This window comes from Nocardia sp. CA-151230 (genome assembly GCF_050942175.1).
Classification (GTDB): Bacteria; Actinomycetota; Actinomycetes; order Mycobacteriales; family Mycobacteriaceae; genus Nocardia.
Genome location: NZ_CP192061.1, coordinates 1771340 through 1792640, shown reverse-complemented (window position 1 = coordinate 1792640; position 21301 = coordinate 1771340). Strand labels below are relative to the sequence as shown.

18 protein-coding genes and 2 tRNA genes are annotated in these 21301 nt (G+C 69.2%); 9 read left to right on the top strand and 11 right to left on the bottom strand.

Going from position 1 to position 21301, the window contains the following annotated elements; genetic code table 11:
- Positions 1-141 precede the first annotated feature (141 nt).
- Together ACQP1O_RS07965 and ACQP1O_RS07960 are read left to right on the top strand one after the other, a co-directional pair.
- Complete coding sequence (locus ACQP1O_RS07965; protein ID WP_433565203.1) at positions 142-1869, top strand: 3' terminal RNA ribose 2'-O-methyltransferase Hen1; 1728 nt, start codon at positions 142-144, stop codon at positions 1867-1869.
- Positions 1869-4448, top strand: a complete 2580-nt coding sequence (locus ACQP1O_RS07960; RefSeq protein WP_433565202.1) for a polynucleotide kinase-phosphatase — start codon at positions 1869-1871, stop codon at positions 4446-4448. The genes ACQP1O_RS07965 and ACQP1O_RS07960 overlap by 1 nt, the downstream gene beginning before the upstream one ends.
- Before the next feature lie 21 nt (positions 4449-4469).
- On the opposite strand, the gene ACQP1O_RS07955 is transcribed toward ACQP1O_RS07960, so the two are convergent.
- From ACQP1O_RS07955 to ACQP1O_RS07935, 5 genes are all read right to left on the bottom strand, one after another.
- Positions 4470-5144, bottom strand: a complete 675-nt coding sequence (locus ACQP1O_RS07955; protein ID WP_433565201.1) for a response regulator — start codon at positions 5142-5144, stop codon at positions 4470-4472.
- Positions 5141-6313, bottom strand: coding sequence for a sensor histidine kinase (locus tag ACQP1O_RS07950; RefSeq protein ID WP_433567614.1), 1173 nt, complete (start codon positions 6311-6313; stop codon positions 5141-5143). Before ACQP1O_RS07950 ends, ACQP1O_RS07955 begins: the two co-directional genes overlap by 4 nt.
- Before the next feature lie 159 nt (positions 6314-6472).
- Positions 6473-6667 (bottom strand): ferredoxin, encoded by a 195-nt coding sequence (locus tag ACQP1O_RS07945; protein WP_433565200.1) that lies wholly within the window; start codon positions 6665-6667, stop codon positions 6473-6475.
- 13 nt (positions 6668-6680) lie between these two features.
- The gene (locus tag ACQP1O_RS07940; protein ID WP_433565199.1) at positions 6681-7871 is read right to left on the bottom strand and encodes a cytochrome P450; all 1191 of its coding nucleotides are present in this window, start codon (positions 7869-7871) and stop codon (positions 6681-6683) included.
- Positions 7872-7994: 123 nt separating this feature from the next.
- A complete protein-coding gene (locus ACQP1O_RS07935; protein WP_433565198.1) occupies positions 7995-8474 on the bottom strand; it encodes an NUDIX domain-containing protein in 480 nt (159 codons plus the stop codon).
- A gap of 210 nt (positions 8475-8684) precedes the next feature.
- On the opposite strand from ACQP1O_RS07935, the gene ACQP1O_RS07930 reads away from it, so the two are divergent.
- On the top strand, positions 8685-9452 hold the full coding sequence (locus ACQP1O_RS07930; RefSeq protein ID WP_433565197.1) for a hypothetical protein: 768 nt from the start codon (positions 8685-8687) through the stop codon (positions 9450-9452).
- A 27-nt stretch (positions 9453-9479) separates the two neighbouring features.
- Here the strand turns inward: ACQP1O_RS07930 and ACQP1O_RS07925 are convergent, their stop codons facing one another.
- Positions 9480-10691 carry a GAF domain-containing protein gene (locus ACQP1O_RS07925; protein WP_433565196.1) on the bottom strand — a complete coding sequence of 404 codons (1212 nt, stop codon included), beginning with the start codon at positions 10689-10691 and terminating at the stop codon, positions 9480-9482.
- Between the two features lie 343 nt (positions 10692-11034).
- Between ACQP1O_RS07925 and ACQP1O_RS07920 the strand changes: the two genes are divergently transcribed.
- Positions 11035-11508, top strand: coding sequence for a hypothetical protein (locus ACQP1O_RS07920; protein ID WP_433565195.1), 474 nt, complete (start codon positions 11035-11037; stop codon positions 11506-11508).
- A gap of 7 nt (positions 11509-11515) precedes the next feature.
- Here ACQP1O_RS07920 and ACQP1O_RS07915 read toward each other — a convergent pair whose 3' ends face one another.
- Both ACQP1O_RS07915 and ACQP1O_RS07910 read right to left on the bottom strand, forming a co-directional pair.
- Positions 11516-12535, bottom strand: a complete 1020-nt coding sequence (locus ACQP1O_RS07915) for a zinc-dependent alcohol dehydrogenase family protein (RefSeq protein WP_433565194.1) — start codon at positions 12533-12535, stop codon at positions 11516-11518.
- A 531-nt stretch (positions 12536-13066) separates the two neighbouring features.
- Positions 13067-13660, bottom strand: coding sequence for a TetR/AcrR family transcriptional regulator (locus ACQP1O_RS07910; protein WP_433565193.1), 594 nt, complete (start codon positions 13658-13660; stop codon positions 13067-13069).
- Positions 13661-13774: 114 nt separating this feature from the next.
- Between ACQP1O_RS07910 and ACQP1O_RS07905 the strand changes: the two genes are divergently transcribed.
- On the top strand, positions 13775-14677 hold the full coding sequence (locus ACQP1O_RS07905) for an alpha/beta fold hydrolase (RefSeq protein ID WP_433565192.1): 903 nt from the start codon (positions 13775-13777) through the stop codon (positions 14675-14677).
- Between the two features lie 16 nt (positions 14678-14693).
- Here the strand turns inward: ACQP1O_RS07905 and ACQP1O_RS07900 are convergent, their stop codons facing one another.
- Together ACQP1O_RS07900 and ACQP1O_RS07895 are read right to left on the bottom strand one after the other, a co-directional pair.
- A complete protein-coding gene (locus ACQP1O_RS07900; protein WP_433567613.1) occupies positions 14694-15506 on the bottom strand; it encodes a DUF1542 domain-containing protein in 813 nt (270 codons plus the stop codon).
- A 98-nt stretch (positions 15507-15604) separates the two neighbouring features.
- Positions 15605-16618, bottom strand: coding sequence for a diguanylate cyclase domain-containing protein (locus ACQP1O_RS07895; protein ID WP_433565191.1), 1014 nt, complete (start codon positions 16616-16618; stop codon positions 15605-15607).
- Positions 16619-17012: 394 nt separating this feature from the next.
- On the opposite strand from ACQP1O_RS07895, the gene ACQP1O_RS07890 reads away from it, so the two are divergent.
- The 4 genes from ACQP1O_RS07890 to ACQP1O_RS07875 all read left to right on the top strand — a co-directional run bounded on the left by ACQP1O_RS07890 (position 17013) and on the right by ACQP1O_RS07875 (position 20220).
- Positions 17013-17083, top strand: a tRNA-Gly gene (locus tag ACQP1O_RS07890).
- A gap of 38 nt (positions 17084-17121) precedes the next feature.
- Positions 17122-17198, top strand: a tRNA-Pro gene (locus ACQP1O_RS07885).
- A 351-nt stretch (positions 17199-17549) separates the two neighbouring features.
- A complete protein-coding gene (locus ACQP1O_RS07880) occupies positions 17550-18872 on the top strand; it encodes a phosphatase PAP2 family protein (RefSeq protein ID WP_433567612.1) in 1323 nt (440 codons plus the stop codon).
- 61 nt (positions 18873-18933) lie between these two features.
- On the top strand, positions 18934-20220 hold the full coding sequence (locus tag ACQP1O_RS07875; RefSeq protein ID WP_433565190.1) for a glycosyltransferase family 87 protein: 1287 nt from the start codon (positions 18934-18936) through the stop codon (positions 20218-20220).
- 250 nt (positions 20221-20470) lie between these two features.
- On the opposite strand, the gene ACQP1O_RS07870 is transcribed toward ACQP1O_RS07875, so the two are convergent.
- Positions 20471-21277, bottom strand: a complete 807-nt coding sequence (locus tag ACQP1O_RS07870; RefSeq protein ID WP_433565189.1) for a LysR family transcriptional regulator — start codon at positions 21275-21277, stop codon at positions 20471-20473.
- Positions 21278-21301 lie beyond the last annotated feature (24 nt).

The window sequence follows — 21301 nt, the reverse complement described above, 5'->3', positions numbered from 1 at the left end:
CACCTGTTTTCGAGTGTGAGCGCGATCGCATTGCCCGGCAAGCCCCCTACACTGAGGGGTTCCGCGCCCGTCGCTGATATCGGCGCAGGTCGAGACGGAAATGTGTTTGCGGGCGCTCTCGGCCTACGGGAGCATCTCAGGATGCTGTTGACGATTTCTTGTACGCGACCCGAGGGTGCCGCCTGGGCGGCCTCCGATCTGGGGTACCTGCTGCACAAGAATCCCTCGCGCAGACAAACTTTCGAGCAGTCCTACGGTGTCGCGCACGTCCTCTATCCGGAGGCGGGCGACGACCGCTGCACGGCCGCGCTGCTGCTGGAGATCGATCCCGTCCGGCTGGTGCGGGGAGGCGGAGCGGTGCGCGGAAAGTCCAAGGGCACCCCCGAATTCAGCCTGGGACAGTATGTGAATGATCGCCCGTACGCGGCGTCTTCGCTGGTGTCCGTGGCCATTTCGACGGTGTTCGGCACCGCCCTGCACGGCCGCTGCAAGCAGCGCCCCGAGCTGGCCGATACTGCGTTGCCGCTGCGCATCGAGCTCCCGGCCGTCCCCTGCGTGGGCGGGGCCGAGTACGCCGAGCGGGTCTTCGCGCCCCTGGGCTGGACCGTCGTGGCCACTCCCCTCCCCCTGGACCCGGCCTTTCCGGACTGGGGCGATTCCCATTACCTGCGACTCGAACTCACCGGAACACTGCGCCTGGCCGACGCGCTGTCCCACCTCTATGTCCTGCTGCCCGTCCTCGACGGCGGCAAGCACTACTGGCTCGACACCGCCGAAGTCGACAAACTCCTCCGCTTCGGCGAGGGCTGGCTCACCACCCACCCGGACCGCGAGTGGATCACGCGCCGCTACCTGACCCGCCGCCACACCCTGGTCCGCGCCGCCCTCGCCCGCCTCGCCGAGCTGGACGACGCCGACCCGGAGGAACTCGGCGCGATCGAGCACGATTTCGACGACGAGGGGGCCGGCATCGAGACCACGTCGTCCGCACCGGACCTCGGCCGCGAAGTCTCCTCGACCGCAACGGAGTTCGCGGCCGCGAGTTCGCCGGCCGGCGAGAATTCGGATGCCGCGCGTCAGCCCGCTTCGGCGAGCGGAGCCGCCCGCATCGGGGCGGGCACAGTGATATCAGCGCAGGCAACCGACCTCGGCCTGGCCTCCGGTGGGACCGGCGATCCGGTCCCGGCGACCGATCCGGGCGCGGAGGCTTCCGGTGCCGCGGAGGTCGGAGAACGCGGGCCATCGCTGGCGGTGTTGCGGCGGGCTGCTGTGCATCGAGCGCTGTCGGAGGCAGGGGCGAGCCGGGTGCTCGATCTCGGGTGCGGGCAGGGGGCGTTGCTGCTGGAGCTGGTAGCGGACCGGGCGTTCGGGGAGATCGTCGGGATCGATGTGTCGATGCGCGAGTTGAAGATCGCTGCGCGGCGGCTGCGCCGGGTGCCGGAGTGGCAGTCACGGCGGGTGACGCTGCGGCAGGGCGCGCTGACGTATACCGATGCCGCCTTGCGGGGTTATGACGCGGCGGTGCTCATGGAGGTGATCGAGCATGTGGACGTGCCGCGGCTGAAGGCGCTGGAGCATGCGGTGTTCGGGGCGGCGGCTCCGGGCGCGGTGGTGGTGACCACACCGAACAGCGAGTACAACGTGCGGTACGACGGGCTCGACGCGGGCGCATTCCGGCATTCGGATCACCGATTCGAGTGGAGCCGGGCAGAATTCGCGGACTGGGTGGAACGGGTCGGTGGGACGTACGGGTACGCCGTGCGGTTCGAGCCGATCGGGCCCGAGGATGCGGAAGTGGGGGCGTCGACACAGATGGCTGTGTTCACCAAACGGGATGGGAAGAACGGCGATGAGAAAGGAGTCGCGTGATGGCAGAGCTGTCGGTTCCGGCGCTGTCGCTGGTCGTGTTGATCGGCAGCAGCGGCTCCGGGAAATCCACGTTCGCGCACAAGCACTTCCGGTCGACGGCGGTGCTCTCGTCGGACGCCTACCGGGGGCTGGTGAGCGATGACGAGGCCGATCAGTCGGTGACGGCCGAGGCATTCGAGCTGCTGCACCATGTGGCGGGCGTGCGCCTGCGACGCGGGCTGCGTACCGTCATCGACGCCACCAATGTGCAGCCCAAGGCGAGGCAGGCGCTGGTGGAGCTGGCGCGGGCGCACGATGTCCTGCCGGTGGCGATCGTGCTGGACGTGCCGGAAGCGGTATGCGTGCAGCGCAATGCGCTGCGGGTGGACCGCGCGGATCTGGGGCCGCATGTGGTGGGGCGCCACCAGCGCGATCTGCGGCGCTCGCTGAAGTTCCTGGAGCGCGAGGGTTTCCGCAAGGTGCACGTGCTGAGGGGCGTCGAGGAGATCGAGGCCGCCACCATCGCGGACGAGCGCCTGTGGAACGACAAGACCGATCTCACCGGGCCCTTCGATGTGATCGGTGATGTGCACGGCTGCCGGAGCGAGCTGGAGACGCTGCTGGGCGAACTCGGCTATGTCATCGCCCGGGACGCGGAGAGACGGGCGGTCGACGCGCGGCACCCCGAGGGTCGCACCGCGGTGTTCGTCGGCGATCTGGTGGATCGCGGGCCGGATACCCCCGGCGTGCTGCGGCTGGTGATGGGCATGGCCGGATCCGGAAACGCCCTGTGCGTCACCGGAAACCACGAGTTCAAGCTGGTGCGCGCGCTCGACGGCCGCCGTGTCACGGTGGCGCACGGCCTGGCCGAGTCGCTCGTCCAGCTGGAAGCCGAAGACGCCGAATTCCGCAAGACCGCACAGGAATTCATGCGCGGCCTGGTCAGCCACTATGTACTCGACGGCGGCAAGCTGGTGGTCGCGCACGCCGGTCTGAAGGAGGAGTACCAGGGCCGTACCTCGGGCCGGGTGCGCGAGTTCGCCATGTACGGCGAATCCACCGGCGAGACCGACGAATACGGGCTGCCGGTGCGGTACCCGTGGGCCAACGACTACCGCGGCAAGGCGCTGGTGCTCTACGGCCACACGCCGATGACCGAACTGGTGTGGGTGAACAACACCCTGTGCCTGGATACCGGCGCGGTGTTCGGCGGCCGCCTGACCGCGTTGCGCTACCCGGAGCGGGAGCCGGTGTCGGTACCGGCCGAACAGGTCTGGTTCGAGCCGGTGCGCCCGCTCGCGGCCGCCACCTTCGCCACCGGCGAGGCGGTGGTGCAGCGGGATCCGGGCGTGCTCGACCTGGACGACGTGCTGGGCCGGCGGGTGGTGGAGACCCGCCACCTCGGCCGGGTCACCGTGCAGGAGGACGCCGCGAGCGCCGCGCTCGAGGTGATGAGCCGCTTCGCCGTGGACCCGCGCTGGCTGGTGTACCTGCCGCCGACCATGTCGCCGTGCGCCACCTCCACCCTGGACGGCTATCTCGAGCACCCGGCCCAGGCCTTCGAGTACTACCGCTCCGAGGGCGTGGACACCGTGGTGTGCGAGGAGAAGCACATGGGTTCGCGTGCGGTCGTGGTGGTTTCGCGGTCGGCCGAGGCGGCGCGGGACCGGTTCGGCATCGAGGACGGCAGCACCGGCGCGATGTACACCCGCACCGGCCGCCCGTTCTTCGACGATCCGGCGCGCACCGAATCGCTGCTGGCCCGGGTACGGGCGGCGGCCGAGACCGCCGGGCTGTTCCAGGAACTGGGCACCGACTGGCTGCTGCTGGACACCGAACTGCTGCCATGGTCGGCCAAGGCGCTGGGGCTGCTGCGCAACCAGTACGCCGCGGTCGGCGCGGCGGCCCGGGCCTCGCTCGGCCGGGCCGCCGAGGTGCTGGCAGCCGCGGTCGAACGGGGTTTGGACGCAGGCGATCTCGCCGCGCGCACGGCCGCGCGCCGGACCGACGCCGACGCCTTCACTGCCGCCTACGGCCGCTACTGCTGGCCCACCGACGGCCTGGACGGCGTGCGCCTGGCCCCGTTCCAGCTGCTGGCCGCCTCCGGCGCGAATTACGCGGTGCGCGACCACAACTGGCACCTGGAGCGCATCGACCGCCTGGTCGCCGCCGACCCGGAGTTCTTCACCGCGACCGGCCGCCGCCTGGTCGACCTCGCCTCCCCCGAGGCCGAGGCAGCCGCGACGGCCTGGTGGACCGAGCTCACCGCGGCCGGCGGCGAGGGCATGGTGGTGAAGCCGCTCGGCTCGCTGGTGTCCGGCACCGGCACCCGCAGCGGGCGGCCGGTGCAGCCGGGCGTGAAATGCCGTGGCCCGGAATACCTCCGGATCATCTACGGCCCGGAGTACCTGCATCCCGGCCAGCTGCACCGCCTGCGCTCCCGCGGCCTCGGCGGCAAGCGCTCCATGGCGCTGCGCGAGTACGCCCTGGGCCTGGACGCCCTGGACCGCTTCGTGGCCCGGGAGCCGCTGTGGCGTGTCCACGAGGCGGTGTTCGCGATCCTGGCCCTGGAGACCGAGCCGGTCGACCCTCGGCTGTAACCGCCCGGAAGGCCGCCCGGTTCAGCTCGGAGTGTCGGGGCGGACCAGGCCGGTGCGGTAGGCGATGACGACGAGCTGGGCCCGGTCGCGCGCATCGAGTTTGGCCATGGCGCGATTGACGTGGGTCTTGGCGGTGAGGGCGGTGACGAAGAGGCGTTCGGCGATCTCGTCGTTGGACAGGCCCAGCGCGACCAGCGTGACCACCTCGCGTTCGCGCGGGGTGAGCGCCGCCAGTGCGGGCGGCGGCTCCCAGCGCGCCGGGTCCGGCTGGGCCAGGAAGCGGCCGATCAGCGCCTTGGTCGCGGTGGGCGACAGCAGTGCGTCGCCGGCGACGACCGTGCGGATCGCGGCGAGCAGTTCGTCGGCGTTCATGCCCTTGCCGAGGAATCCGCTCGCCCCGGCGTGCAGGGCCTCCACGACGTGCTCCTCGTGCTCGAAGGTGGTGAGCACCAGCACCTTCACGCCGGCGAGGTCCTCGTCCGCACTGATCAGCCGGGTCGCGGCCAGGCCGTCCAGCTCGGGCATGCGAATGTCCATCAGCACGATGTCGGCCCGGTGGGCGCGGGCGAGTTCGACCGCTTCGCGGCCGGTGGCGGCCTCGCCGACCACCCGCATGTCCTCGGTGGAGTCGATGAGCATGCGGAAGGTGTCGCGCAGCAGCGCCTGGTCGTCGGCCAGGACTACCCGAATCGTCATGACCCGCCCTTTCGGCCGTTGCGGTGCGGCAGTTCGGCGTCCACCCGGAAACCACCGTGCGGGCCCGGGCCCGCATCGAGCGTGCCGCCCACGGCCTTCACGCGTTCCCGCATGCCGATCATCCCGTAGCCGGTGCCGGTCGCCGCGTGCCAGCGGCCGTCGTCCTCGACGGTGATCCGCACCCGGTCGGGTCGATAGGCCAGCCGCACGCGTGCGGTCCGCACCCCGGCGTGCTTGTGGGTATTGGTCAACGCCTCCTGAATGATTCGGTAGGCGGTGAGGTCGGTCAGCGACGACAGCTCGAACGGCTCCCCGGAACGCTCGACGGTGACGTCCAGCCCGGCGTGCCGGAAGGACTCCACCAGCTCGGGCAGTTCCCCGAGGCCCGGTGAGGGGGCGCGCGGATGCCCCGAATCGTCTTCCGCGCGCAGCACCCCGACGGTCGCCCGGAGATCGTCGAGGGCGGTCCGGCTGGTGTCGCGAATGCGTTCCAGCGCCTGGTAGGCGTGGTCCGGATCGGTGCGCATCAGATGGTGCGCGACACTGGCCTGCGCGTTCACCAGCGTGATGTGGTGGGCGACCACGTCGTGCAGCTCCTGGGCGATCCGCAGGCGTTCCTCGGCGACCCGGCGGGCGGCCTCCGCTTCCCGGTCGAGTTCGGCGGTTTCGGCCCGTTCGAGGGCCGCCGCCAGCAGCTTCCGATGGCTGTGCACCGCATCACCGGCGGCGACGCCGAGCAGGGTCCAGGCGATCTGGGACAGCGCCTGGGGCAGATCCGGCGGACTCGGATGCGAAATGAGGATGGCGGCGACCAGCGGCACCGCGGCACACACGCCGGCCAGCCAGGCGGTGCGCCGATCCATCCGGTTCGCCACCGTGAAGAGCGCGACCGCGGTGGCCGCTGGCGGCGGTGTGGAGTACGGAATCACCAGATAGCGAGCGACTTCCACCAGCACGGTGGCGGCGACCACCGGGATCGGCCACCGGCTGCGGACCAGCAGCGGGACGCAGGTGAGCGCGAGCCCGCTGACCGCCCGGTCCATCGGGCTGTGCCGCAGATACGCCATGCTCGCGGCCACCGGTGTGGCGACCAGGAAGCATCCGATCGCGACCGCGAGGTCGGCCGCCCACGGCCGGACTCGCAGCCGGCACCGCAGCCGGGCGATCATTCGCACGTCGTCAAGGTACCTACCCGCGGCACGCATCGGCGAGACCCTCGTCGCCGATCAGGGTGAGCGTGCCGGTGGAGCCCTCGCGCCGCAGGGCCTCGTCCGCGCTCGGGCCGGCGGCCGAAGCAGCCACCACCACAAGGTGATCGGGGCCGGGCACTACCGCTCTACCCGGATGGCCAGGGCCGGGCAGCGCGCGGCGGCGTCGAGCACTCGCGGCAGCAGTTCCTCGGCCGGGCCGGGATCGAGCAGGACGACAGTGCCGTCCTCGTCACGTTGGTCGAACACCTCCGGCGCGGCCACCACACACAGACCGCTGCCGCAGCACCTGTTCCGGTCGATGTGGATCTTCATATTCTCCCCTCTCCTACCAGGTCACGGGCAGCTCGTGGACGCCGTAGACGACCATCTCGTCGCGCATCGGAACCGCCTCGAGCGGCACCGCGAGCCGCAGCTCCGGGAAGCGTTCGAACAGGGAGGTCAGTGCGATGCGCAGCTCCAGCCGGGCCAGCTGCTGGCCGATGCACTGATGGATGCCGAAGCCGAACGCCACGTGCGGCCGGTGGGGGCGCAGCAGGTCCAGGCTTTCCGGATCGTCGGGGAACAGCTCCGGGTCGCGGTTGGCCGCGGGCAGGTGCGCCACCACCGTGCTGCCCGCCGGGATCAGCTGCCCGCCCACCTCGACATCCGCCAAAGCCGTTCGGCGAATACCGAATTGGATGACACTCAGGAAGCGCAGCAGCTCCTCCACCACGGCGTCGGCATGCTCGGGCTCGGCGCGCAGCAGGGCCAACTGGGCGGGATCACGCAGCAGGCACAGGGTGCTCAGGGCGATCATGTTGGCCGTCGTCTCGTGCCCTGCGACCAACAGCAGCACGCCGATGCCCGCCAGCTCCTCATCGGTGAGGTCCCCGTCCCCGACCAGGGCGCTGAGGATGTCGTCGGCGGGCTCGGTCCGCTTCTGGACGGCGAGGCGGTGGATGAGCTGGTTCAGTTCCAGCTGGGCCTGCGCCACCTCCTCGGCGGGTGCGCCGAGCCGCAGCAGTGTGGCCGAATTGTGCTGGAACTCAGCACGATCGGCGTAGGGCACCCCGAGCAGCTCGCAGATGACCAGCGAGGGAATCGGCAGTGCGAAGTCCTGTACGAGGTCGACCGGGCCGGTGGCCGCCGCCATGGCGTCCAGGTGATCGGCGACGATCCGCTCCACCGCCGGCGCCAGCTCGCGCATGCGCCGCACGGTGAACCGGCCGGTGAGCATCTTGCGCAGGCGGGGGTGCTCCGGCGCATCCATGAAGATGAACCAGCCCGGCGGAGGCGGCGGAATCTCTTGCGAGCCAAGGTGATTGCCGGTGACACCGCGGCGCCGTGAACTGAAACGCGGGTCCGACAGCACGGCCCGCACGTCGGCGTATCGCGTGATCAACCAGCCGTCGATGCCGTCCGGCAGGGTGACGTGCGCGACCGGATCCTGCTCGCGCAATTCCCGGTATTCCCCGGGCGGGCTGAACGGACAGGTCCGGACCACGGGCTGGCTCCCGGCGAGCTGCGTATGGGGCATCGACGTCCTTTCCGAACGGTGGCGATCCGCTGGTTCGCGATAACAACCACCCTGCCCCCGGGCCGGGTGGCCGTCGTCGTCCGGACGTGGACTTTCGGGATACCGCGAGCGCGGTATCCCGGGCTACGCGCCGGCAAGGTGCTCGCGCAGGCGGTCGAGGTAGGGGCGCTGGCCCTTGCCGAGTTTCTCCTGGGCGGTGTCGAGGTCGAACCAGGCGGCCCGGTCGATTTCGGGGAATTCGGCGATTCGCCCGGATCGTGGCGGCCACTCCATTTCGAACGTGCCCGGCACCACCTGTTCCGGATCCAGGTCGCCCTCGACGGCCCACACCGTGACCTGCTTCTTGCTGCTTCCGCTGCCGTACTGGACGTCGCCGAGCGGAATCCATTCGCCGTCGGGCACGGGCAGGCCGAGTTCCTCGCCGAATTCGCGGCGGGCGGCGTCCCGGGGCTGCTCCTCGGTGGGCTCGTACTCGCCCTTGGGGATGGACCAGGCGGCGTCGTCCTTCTTCGCCCACAACGGTCCCCCCATGTGCCCGATCAGCACTTCGAGGCCGGTGGTGCGGCGGAACAGCAGGACTCCGGCGCTGAATCTGAGGCTCATGGCAAGGAGTTTGCCGAATCGGCGCGCGAGCGCACACCGCGGGCGCTACTGTGGCGGCACTGCGGCAACCCGGACGTTAGGGATATTCTCCCGATAACGGACGAATATTTCCCGCGCGGTGTCTTGCGCCCGAAACCTGTTCGGCAGCATCGAATTCCATTAAGCTCCTGGGTTCGGACGGCCCACACCTGTCGACGGATTGGATACCGCATGGAGTTCCGTAACACCTGCGCGACTGCCACCCTGGTGATCGGCGCGCTCGTGACCCAGGCCGCCGCACTGTCGGTGGCAACCGGCCCGGCGAACGCCGAGCCCGCCACCCCCGTCCTGGTGTACTCGGCCAAGCTGGTCGACAAGACCGTCGTCACCACGCTCAAGGGCGGCACCTTCGAGCTGTCGCAGGCGGCCGAGGAATCCGCGCCGGCGGCCCCCGATTCGGACCCGGCGGTCAAGCCCGCCGACGTGGTGAACGTGAAGGACGCCGACGGCAGGGTGCTGCTCACGCTGCCGCTGAAATTCCATCTGGGACCCATCGACATTCCGGTCGAGTCCGAGGTGCAGAAGGACGGCACCGTGCTGGCCCTCACTCCCGACAAACCGGCCGGGGTATCGGTGTCGCAGCCGCTGGTCGTGAAACCGGTTGCCTCGCAGGCGGAGAACGACCGCGCACTGAACAGCTTCACCACCCAGTTCAGCCTGGCCACCACCATCGGCACCTTCGTCGGCACCGCCATCGGCGCGACCATCGGCTGCATCGTCACCCTGGTGGCGGGCTGTCTCCCGGGCCTGACCACCGGCGCCGCGGCGGGGGGCATCATCGGCACCATAGTCCTCGGCGGCCCGACCCTCATCGTCTCGGGCATCGATCTGCTGTCCACCCTGCAGGCCGCCGACGGCACCACCAAGTGGGCGAACAAGACCACGGCCCCGGCGGCGGTTGCGCAGCCCGCGGAACAGCCTGCGCAACCGAGTAACTGACGCGCCCGGCCGGAAGCGGCCGCCGGCTCAGACCTGTGGAATCGGCACCCGCCAGACCAGCGTGGTGCCGTACCCGTCCAAACCCGGCCCGAGTTCGAGCGCGCCGGCAAGATCGGTGGCGCGTTCGGCGATCTTGCGCAGCCCGCCCAGCCGGGGCGCGTCACCCACACCGATACCGTTGTCCGCCACCGAGATTCGCAGCTCACCCCGGGCGGCGGTGACGTCCACGTCGATGCGGGTGGCCTCGGCGTGGCGCGCCACATTCGACAGTGACTCACGCAGGACGGCCAGCGCCTGCCGCCCGGTGTCCGACGGCACCAGGGTGTCGAGAGCACCGTCCTGCCGCAGGCTCGGTGTGCAGCCGAGGTGGCGGGCGGCGGTGGACACCAATTCGGTGATCTCGCTGCGCAATCCACCCTGCCCATCGGTGGTCGGGGGCAGCGCGAAGAGGGTGGCGCGAATGCCTTGAACGGTGTCGTCCAGGTCGGCCACCACGCGGGCGAGCCGCTCCCCGATCTCGGGCGCCGGGTTCATCCGGAGCGCGTCCTGCAGGGCCTGGCCCGAGGCGTGGATGCGCTGGATCACCGAGTCGTGCAGGTCGCGGGCGATGCGATCGCGCTCCTCCACCACGGCGATCGTGGCCGAGTCCTGCCGGCGAAGTACGGTGTCGCGCTGCACCTGGTCGTACATACGCACATTGACGATCTTCACGGCCGCGATGGCGGCCAGCGCCTCGATGATCCGTTCGTCCTCGTCGCTGAACGCGCCGCCGCGCTTGTTCGTCAGGTAGAGGTCACCGAGGACCGTGCCGCGATAACGCACGGGCACCCCGAGGAAGCTGCGCATGGGCGGATGCCCGTCGGGCCAGCCCTCGAAGGCGGGACTCTTGGTGAGGTCGGCCAGCCGGACCGGATGCTCCCCGGACAACACCGCGCCGAGCACGCCCCGGCCGTGCGGCCAGTGCCCGATCCGGCGAATCGTCTCCTCGTCCATACCGACCGGGACGAATTGCGCCAGCTGCCGTTCACCGCTCCCGTTCTCGGGTTCCAGCAAACCCAGCGCGCCGTACTGGGCACCGACCAGCCGGACCGCCGCGGTCACCAGCTGGCGCAGCACCAGATCCACATCCAGGTCCGAGACCACCGTGTACACAGCCTCGACCAGATCGTGTAGGCGTTCTCGCGAGGCCGTCAGTTCACGCAGCTCGTCCGGTACGACACCCCACAGCTCATCGGACATGTGGCACAGGCTACCCACCGGCAAGCTGAGGACATTTGTCTCTCGGACCGGGTGTCGCCGAGAAGAACCACGAAATCAGACCTTTCGGACGAAGACGCAAATTCGCAGTCGCTTCGAGAGCGACTGGGGCACAGGCTTATCCAAGCTTCCCGCGATCGCACTGCAGCCACCCGGGGGAACAGTCGGTCGCAGGTGTGGCGTCAGGCGATGACCGACTCGCAAGATCTCAGGTCGAGCAGACCTCTTCCGTGACGCTCGAACGAGTGGTGTTCTGGATGTGGGTCACCGACCCCGGTCTTCAGAACCGGAGCGGATCATTCGAGTGTCAAGGAAGGCGTGCGCCATGACCACGATCCATCTCCACAAGACGACCACCGCGACGCCTGAGCAGTTCCTGGCCGGCCTCACCGACTTCGGGCCGGGCCGGGAGGAACTCTTCGGCAACAGTGCGGACAGCTACCTCGAGGTGCATCACGAAGGCCCCCATGACGCTGATGTCACGGAGGGCTCGACCGGCATCTGGGAACGTCTGCACTACGACTGGAGCGACCCCCATCACGTGGTGATGACGACCACCGACTCCAACCTGTGGGGCGGCGCCTCGGGCCACACCTACACCATCACGCAGCTGCCCACGGGCATGACCGACGTGGACGCCGTCGTCGTCCGCGACGGCAAGAACATCCGGGGACGGCTGCTCGCGATAGTGCTCGGACTCTTCGGCACCCGCGTCCTGGGAAAGCCGTTCGAGAAGTCCATCAAGGCCATCGAAGCTCGCAGCGGCGGCGCGGGTGGAAGGAACACGCAGACGCGATAAGGGTGAACTACGGTTCGAACACCAGCAGCGGTTTGCCGCCGTGTGCGGGAGCTTCGGCCAGATAGACAGCTTCGCTGAACTTTTCGACGAGAATCGGACGACCCTCCGGCACCCGCAACGCGCCTTGGCCGGCCAGTCGAAGTGTCCGGTCGATCGTTGCGGCCATCCGATCCTTCGGGGTCTCGGTGAACCAGCGGAACAGCCAGAATCCCCGAACGGTCTTGGTTTCGTAGATCAGCGAGCGCGCGAAGACGGGGATGGTGAGTTTGTCGGGATCGGTTTGGCGGTGTGTGGACAGCGCACCGAAGACGACCAGCTCACCGTGCGGTGCCAGCGCGCGCGACACGTCCGCACCCACCTGACCGCTGACACAGTCGATCGCCTTGGACACGCCGTCGTGGCCCGCTATGTCGGCCACCCGTTCGCGCAGGTCCTCATCCTCCGTGCAGATCACCGCGGTGCCGCCCAACGCGAGGATGTCCTCGACAGCGGATCGACGGCGGACCACATTGAGGGTCTTGAAGCCGACGTGCACGCCGAGCTGGATGACCGACTGGCCCACGGTCGAACCGGCCGCCGTCTGCAAGAGCCATTCACCCGGTCGAACATCGAGTTCGTCACCGGTCAGGATCACGGCGGTGAGCGGATTGCTGAGAATCTGGGCGGCCGTGGAATTGCTCATGCCGACGGGAACAGGCAAGACCCGCTCGGCATCGGCAACGACATATTCCTGCCACGTTCCCCTGACCCCGACCGTGATGACGCGCTGCCCGAGGGCCAGACCGTCTGTGCCGCTACCGAGTTCGTCGATCACACCGACGGATTCGATGCCGGGTACGGTAGGGAACTCCGGGGCGAATCCGTATCTGCCGCGGACCGTATGCAGGTCGCTGGCATGAACGGGTGCAGCGGCCACCCGGATCCGGACCTCGCCGGGACCGGGCTCCGGAATGGGACGGGTCCGCAGGTGCAGAACCTCGGACGGTTCGCCCACCGTGTCGGCGACGACAGACTGCATGGTTCTCATCTTCCTGACGCTCCTTCGGTCGGATCCAGGTCCCACAGCGGTTCGACGTGCACAGCGTCGGCCCGCCCTACGACGGCGAAGATTCGGAACAGCGCGGCCCAATTCCAGCCCTACCAGCCTCCAATGCTGCCACCGCGGGGGTTGTCGGGTGGGTGCCGCCGGCGGTCGTGAAGTCGGCGAGGCCGTGGACGCCATGTGATTGCCCCAGCTGATTGCCCCAGCCCGGGGCCAGCACAGGAGCAGGGTGTGGTGGTCGCGGTCGGCGGTGGCGGCCGCGACAGGGGTGGCGGGCCGACGGGGTGCCAGAGGGAGCGCCGCTGGGAGAGGGCCCTCCCGCCTGCCCGGCACCGGCGACGAACATGGCGGCGTCGAGATAGTCGCGACCCTGGGGAATTCGGTGCGCAGGCGCGGCTCGTCACCGAGCAGGGCGACCAATTCGGCTCGGCGTTGCGGGGTGAGCGCCAGGTCCGTCATCCCATCGATTCCGGGGCCGCCGGCTCGGATTCCGGGGCGTGTCGCGCGATTCGGCGTCTAGACCCGCAGTCCGTTGATCAAGGCCAGCACCGCGGGTTCGGTTCGGGCGCGGGCGGATTCGGGGTCATCGGCATTGGCGATGAACATGGCGGCCTCGCCGAGGGCGGAGAGGATCATCAGGGCCAGCGGGCGGACGTCGAGGTCGGCGCGCAGGGTGCCGGCCTGGATACCGGATTCGAGACCCGCGACGATCAGGCCCAGGCCGTACTTCTCGTCGACCGCGCGCCACTCCTGCCACCCGAGCACCGACGGCGCGTCGATGAGAGTGATGCGGACACGTTCCGGGTCGACGCAGGAGAGCAGGAAGTTGTGCAGTCCGGCCTCGAGAACGGCCATGGTGTCGGTCGGCGGCGCCTCGGCCATGGTCTCGGCGACCTGCTGGAGAATCTCCTGCTGCACTTGTTCGTAGACGGCGCGGAACAGGTCCTTCTTGTCCTTGAACTGGTGATACAGCGCGCCGCGGGAGCTGCCGGCGCGCTCCACGATCTCGGGGGTGCCGACTGCCGCGTAGCCGCGCTCGGCGAAAAGTTCGCGCGCGGCGGCCATCAGATTCGCGCGGGTCGACTCGGATCGTTCGGCTTGCCTGATCATCGACACCTTTCTTGCTCGGTGCCTGGATCGTAACGCGAAACCGTTGAAAACAGGCAGCCTGTTTGTTAGTTTGAAATCGTCTTCACCGTCACTGCTCCTAGAGGAGTCATCCAGATGACGCACACCATCTCCCCCGAATCCCGCGCCGCCTGGCGCGACCCCGCCCTCGGCGCCCGCCGCGAACTCACGGTGCCGCAGGGCACGCTGACCGTCTTCGACAGCGGCAGCGGCGATCCCGTCGTCTTCGTGCACGGACTGCTGGTCAATGCCAACCTGTGGCGTCGGGTCGTTCCGGCGCTCGCCAGCGAATTCCACTGCGTGGCAATCGATCTGCCCTTCGGTTCACACACGACCGCTATGCCCGGCGCCGACCTGAGCGCCCCCGGCCTGGCCCAGCTGGTCATCCAGGCCATCGAGAAACTCGACCTCGGCCCGGTCACCCTGGTGGGCAACGACTCCGGCGGCGCGGTGAGCCAGCTGGTCGTGGCCGCCCGCCCGGACCTCGTCGCCCGCCTGGTGCTGACCTCCTGCGACGCCTACGAGAACTTCCCGCCGCCGTTCTTCGACTACATCGGCCTGGCTGCCCGCACCCCGGGGGCGCTCACCTCGCTGGCCCTGAGTCTGCGCATCCGCGCCGTTCGCCGCCTGCCCATCGCCTACGGCTGGCTGGCCCGTGGCCCGATCGACCGTGCGGTCAGCGACTCGTACGCCCTGCCGGTCGGCACCAAGGCCATCCGCGAGGACGTCCGCCGCGCCATCGGCGGCCTGGACAGTCAGTACACCCTCGCCGCCGCAAAGACTTTCGCCGATTTCAAGAAGCCGGTGCTACTGGCCTGGTCGGCCGGCGACCGCTTCTTCCCGGACCGCTACGCCGAACGCCTGGCCGCCGAATTCCCCGACGCCCGCATCGAATGGATCCACGATTCGCGCACCTACTCCCCCGAGGATCAGCCCGAACAGCTGACCAGCGCGATCCGCGTCTTCCTGGACGCGACCCGCACCGAGACCCGGCACTGATTCCGGTCCCGAGGCGTCAGAAGTCGCTGTCGAATCCGTCGAAGCCACCGAAACTGCCGTAGTCACCGAAGTCCTGGCCGCCCAGGTCGGCCCCGGGGTCGTAGCCACCCTGGTCATAACCACCCTGGTCGTAGCCGGGGTCGGCAGCGTTCTGGTCGTAGCCGCCGTCGGCATATCCGCCGTCGGCGGCGTCCAGACCGGCCTGATAGCCGTCGCCGTAACCGCTTTCGAAGGCAGCCGCGTCGTACCCGACCCCGGACATGCCGCTGAAGAGGGCGTTGAACAGGACCGCCGAGCCGACGCCCCAGGCACCGGCGACCAGGGCGGTCTTCCACCACGGCTCGGAGTACCAACCGGCCGGAACGGGGCGGCCGGCGACGCGACCGCCCGGGTAATAGTTCGGAGTGGAGGCCGACGGCGTGGGTGACGCTTCGATGCGCCGGCCGTCGTATTCGATCGCGCGGTCCTCGGTGACCCGGCCGGCACTGCGCTGGCCGTCGAGTTCCGGAACGGCCGGACCGGGGTCCATGCCCATGGCCGACCGCGCCGCCCCCACGTAGTAAAGCCCTTCGAGCGCCGTCTCTTTCGCGAGCCGGGCCTGCGCGGGCGTGGTGGCCTGCTCGATCTGCGAGCCCGCGGCATTGAACCGCTCCCCCGCATCGGCGAGGGCCTGCTTCGACGCGTCGTCCGTGCCGACGAGGTTGTAGACCTGCCCGCCGAGGCGCTCGATCACCCGGCGCGCATCGGCCTTGGCATCCTCGAGCTGGGTGTTGGAACGCGATTGCTGCGCACGGTTGACCGCCACCACAGCAAGCAGGACAACCACCATGACAATGAGCAGAACGACGACCGTAGCCACGCGACCAGCCTACGCGGCAGAATTCGCCGAACTGTTGCTACTCGTTGTGAGCTTCCCGCAAGCTCGGATTATCCGGCCACCGCGGCAAAATGCGAGTCACGGCGACCTGGATCAGCCTCCTCTTCGTCCAGCTCCGACACCGCGAACTGACGTTTGCCCGCCGTTTTCGCCGAATACATGGCCCGGTCGGCGCTGCGCAGCAGATCCGAGAAGTCGCACTCCCGTCCGGGCGGACAGAACGCCGTGCCCACACTCGCCGACGCCGGGACCGGACCGCCCGCCGTGGGCACCGGCTCGCACAGCGCGGCCAGCACCCGCATGGCCAGCTCACCCAGGGTGTTGCGGCGGGACGGCAGGGCGACCACGAATTCATCGCCGCCGTAGCGCGAGATCACGGTGTCGGGCGGGCAGGTCGAACGCAGCCGCTGGGCGATGGTGACCAGCACCTCGTCGCCGACCGTGTGGCCGTAGGTGTCGTTGATCACCTTGAAGTCGTCCAGGTCGATGAGCAGCAGACCCACCCCGCGCGCCGGATCGGTGGACATCACCCGCACCCGCTCCTGCAGCAGTGAGCGATTGGCCAGATCGGTGAGAGCGTCGTGCGTGGCCTCGTGGCGCAGCCGGGTCTGCAGTGCCGCGATCTCCTGCACCCGCACCGACACCGCCTCCGAGAGACTGCGTTCCTGCTGGGCGAGGGCGCGCTGCTGCAGCGCCTCGGCGTAGGCGTCGATGGCCTGGCTGGCGATGAACGACCAGCGGGTGGCGATCAGCGAACCGCGCTGGCCGGGCGAGAGCCCCAGCAGCGCGCGGCTGGCGGGGGCGAGCATGCGGGTGCGGTCGAACGGCGATTCGGCCAGACTGCGGCCGATGCGGCGTGCGGCCCGCACCGGAAACGGTTCGGTCCCGGCCAATTCCAGCAGATCGTCGATGATCCGGCCGAAGATGCGCTCGAGTTCATCGGAGGGAACCGCGGGCGCCTGGCCCAGCGCGGCGCTGCTCGCGCCGGGGTGCACGGCCCGCACCCATTCGCGGATGGTTACCGCCACAACGGCGGAGGTTCGGGTGTCGAGACGGATGGACATGCGCGTTCACCCGACGCACGAGATGCCAGGGCCGGCTGCCACGCCGGTCACGCCCTTCGGATCGAACTCACTACTACGCGGTCGGCCACACCAGTGGTGCATGCTCACCGCCCCCTTTCCAGATACCCCCGTCCGGACAAAAAGGATCCTAGCAAGCCACCCGGCATCGAAAACCCCTGATTCAGAACAGGTTCCCGCTGCCTCGCGAATGGCGATCGGATGTCTCATCGCTGGTGAGGCCCCGGTGTTACACCCAACTTCGGCGGGTTTTCGGCGACTCGCCGAACGACTCGTTCTACCGGCCGCGACGTGCGGCAACGGCACCTGATTGGCATTCCAGGAGTGAGGTTCGGTACAGTGCTCAACGCACACAGCATCCATGGATGCGGTCGCTGCGGGTGTAGTTCAATGGTAGAACCTCAGCCTTCCAAGCTGATGGTGCGGGTTCGATTCCCGTCACCCGCTCTTTCCCGTTCAGCGGGAGCGTCGAGTCCGACGCGCAACGGGGTGTAGCGCAGCTTGGTAGCGCATCCGCTTTGGGAGCGGAGGGTCGCAGGTTCAAATCCTGTCACCCCGACCATCTTTCGATTCGCCTCACCTCGGGTATCACCGCGCACCGCGGGCGATGGCCGTGCGGCGCAGTGCGTTACGGTCCTCGCGCTCGGCGCGTCGGCACCGCCTGCGTTCACCGGTGATCGATCCACGATTCTGTTGCATCCGGTCCCACCTCGGGTGAATAGGCAGTCCCTGCTGATCAACCCGTGGCGTCGCCCGACCCGGCGGCGAGCTCCCCGATCACGCGACGCGCGATCAGCGGGCGACACCATGACATCTCACACGCCGGACTCGCCCGAAAATGGGATTCCGGTAACCGGATGTTGTGCCTCCGTTTGCGCTGTGTTATCGATTTACCGTGCTGGTCGACCACAAGATGAACGTTTCCAACTCGGTGCTGTCCGGCACCGGGACTCGTTCTCGGCTCCTCCCGGCCGCCGGGCTGGGCGTGGCGGTGGTGTTGCTGACCGTCGCGCAGGTGTGGGCGTCGGCGCACGGGGTGATGGGCCCGCTCCGCAGCCTGATCGACGACTACTTCGCGAACCCGCAGTCGGCGGCCGTGTCATGGGCCGGACTGGGGCTGGCGTGCATCGGGGTGCCCACCCGGGTCCGGGTCGTCAGCCTGGTTGCCGCCGCGGTGCTGGACCTGCTGACCTTGGCCCTGCAGGCGGCCTGCGGCTGGCACATATCGATCGGCACCGGACCGACGCTGGCCCTGACCGCCCTGACCGTGGTCGTGCTCCGCTGGGAGGACGAACGTCGGCGAACCGCCCTGCAGGCCATCGCCTTCGGCGTGCTGCTGGTCATGGCCTCCAAGCTCGCCGACACCTGGCTGATGGTCAGCATCGTCACCGGGCCCCGCGTGCTCGACCAGTACGTCCAGCTGGCCGACCAGGCGCTGGGCGAACCGGCGTGGTTGGTCGGCCGGGCGCTCGAGGCATTGGGCCCGGTGCCCTCGCACGTACTGCACGTGGTCTACATCCAGCTGCCGGTGGCGGCGGTGGTCGTCGCGGTCTGGCAGCTGCGCAACGTCTCGACGAGCGCATGGCCGCGGCACCACCTGGTGCGAACCTTCCTGGTGCTGGGCGTGATCGGGCCGCTGGGCTATGTGCTCTTCCCCGTCGTCGGCCCGGTGTTCGCCTACGGCCCGCTCGGCCACGGCCTGGAAATCGGCGACTGGCCGCAGGTCTGGCCGGCGCTGACCCACGATCCACAGCCGATGCTGTTCGACTCCGAGACCGCCCGCAACTGCATGCCCTCCATGCACACCGCCTGGGCCACAGCCCTGTTCATCCATTCCCGCACCGCGCCGCGCTGGCTGCGCTGGGCCGGCGCCTTCTGGCTGGTGTGCACGCTGCTCGCGACGCTGGGCTTCGGCTACCACTACGGCAGCGATCTGGTGGCGGGCGCGGTGCTGTGCCTGACGGTGGAGTCGGCGCTGCGGGATCCGGAGCGCGGGTGGGACCTGTCCCGGGCCCGGATCGTGTCGCTCGGCGCGGCGGTGCTCGCCGGATTATTGCTGTCCTATCGTTTCCTGGCGGCGACCATGGCGGAGTATCCGGTACCCGCAGGGGGCGTCGTGCTGGGCGCGCTGGCCGCCGTATCCTTCCTCTTCTACGCGACCTGGTTCGCGCGTCCGGGCAGCCGGTTGGCGCACTGGGGCGGCCGAACCCCGATCGATGGATTTGCCATCGATTAGCCAGCCCCCCAATGCAATCCGGACATCTTGCGCACCAGCCGAAAGGGTTACTGTCTCCCTGATGATCACTACGCGGGCGGGGCAACGTAACTTGCTGCGCAATCTCAAGTCGGAGGGCCGCCCGGGCCTGCCCCGCATTCCGATCGTGATCGGAATCCTGGTGTCGGTGGCGATCACGGCGATCTTCTCCGCCATGCACGGCTTCCTCGATCTGCAGGTGTACCGGGTCGACACCCGGGGCTGGCTGGAGCACGGCACCCTGTACGGCCCGACCCTGCCGGTGGCGGGTCACACCGACCTGCCCTTCACCTACCCGCCGTCCGCGGCGGTGCTGATGATCCCGCTCGCCATCATGCCGCTGTGGCTGGCCGAACTCATGGTGACCGCCAGTTCGCTGGCCTGCCTTGGTGTCACGATCTGGTTGGTGCTCTCCCGCGTCCGCCCGGACCTGGACCCGCGCACGAAACTCACGCTCAGCGTGACCGCGGTCGTGCTCATGCTGGCGGTCGAACCCGTCCGCACCACACTGTGGTTCGGCCAGATCAACCTCGTTCTCATGGCCGCTGTCGCCCTCGACTGCCTGACCGAGAAGCCGCGCTGGCCGCGCGGCGTCCTGATCGGCGTCGCCGCGGTCACCAAGCTGACGCCCGCCGCCTTCGTCCTGTACTTCCTCATCCGCCGCGACTGGAAGGCCGCGGGCACGGCGGCGGCCACCGCGGCCGGTGTGATCGGCGCCGGATTCGTACTGTTCCCCAGGGAATCCCGCGACTACTGGCTGCACGCCATCGCCGACACCAACCGCATCGGCTCCCCCGACTATGTCGGCAACCAGTCCCTCAAGGGCATGGTCTTCCGCCTCGGCCTGTCGAATCCCGCGGCCACGGCGGTCTGGCTGGGCCTGGCCGTGGTGGCGGTCTGCGCGGGCGCCGCCCTGATGCACCACCTGGTCGGTCTCGAACACCGCACCCCGGACTCGGCCGGTCCGGCGAGCCCGGTGACCATCCTCTCGGTGACCGCGCTGCTCGTGAATGCCGCGGTCCTGCTGCTGATCTCGCCGGTGTCCTGGACCCATCACTGGGTCTGGGTGGCGCCCGCGCTGATCACGGCCGCCGCCTGGACCACTACGAATCCACGTGTCGCCCCGTTCGCGGTGACCAGCGCCTTCGCGCTGTTCTTCCTGATCGGCCCGGGCATCGTCCCCAATGGCAAGCATCAGGAACTCGCGTGGTCGTGGTGGCAGCACATCCCCGGCGACATCTACATCATCGCCACCGCGGCCCTGCTCGCCGTCGGTGTCGGGCAGCTGCTCAGGCTGCGGGCCCGCGCCGTCCTCGACCGGACCGCATAGCCGCCGCTGCCCGGCGCCAGGCGCCGACACCGCGGTCGGATGCATGAAAGAGACCGCGAACCGGTCGGATTCGGGCACCATACACAGCCGGCTCGATCATGCCCTCGGTCATCATCTCGTCGAGGATGACGAAAATGGATGCACTGCCGATGTTTCCGACCCGGGTCAGGTCGCTGAACCTACCGGAGCTGCGGATGGCATGAGCGGTCGCGTTTTCCAGCGGCCCGCAGCATGCGGATTCCGGCGTGGTTCAGGACCGCAGGGTTGCGGTGGCGATGTCGAGGAATTCGCGGAGGAGCTTGTCGTGGTGGTCCGAGGCGACTGCCAGGCAGGTTTCGGCGCTGGGGGCGTCGGTGACGGGGCGGTGGACGAGGTCGGGGCGGACGTAGGCGCGGGCGACGCTGCGGGGGACCAGGGCCAGGCCGTGGCCGGAGGCGATCAGCTCGAACTTTTCCTCCAGTGAGGCGGTGCGGCGCTTCGGGGCGTCGAGCATTCGCTCGTCGTCGAGGTCGGCCAGGGTGAGTTCCCGGCGCGAGGCCAGCGGATGGGTGGCGGGCATGCAGGCGACCCTGGGGTCGTGGCCGACGGGGATGGTGCGCAGTCCGGATTCGTTGAAAGGCCTTCGGAGGTAACCGATCTGGGCCCGGCCGTCCCGCAGCGGCGCGTCCGGGTCCCACCAGCGGGCGGGCACGACATCGGTTTCGACCTCCGGGTGACGTGTCGCGAATTCCCGGATCGCCTCCGAGACGTAAAGACCGGCCGAGAAGGCGACCACCAGGCGTCGCACGCCGCGGTCGGCGTCGTGTACGCGCCGCACCGCCGCGTCGACGGCGGCGAGAATCCCCTGTGCCTCCTCGTAGAGCTGCCGTCCGGCAGCGGTCAGCTCCACGGTGCGGGTGGTCCGCACGAGCAGCGCGCAATCCAATTCCTGCTCGAAAGCCTTGATCTGACGGCTCAGCACGGGCTGGGCGATGTAGAGCTTCTCCGCCGCCCGGCCGAAGTGCCGATGCTCAGCCACCGCGGCGAAGTAGCGGAGCTTGCGCAGATCCATATCCATACCCTCACGGTATCAATCTGCGGA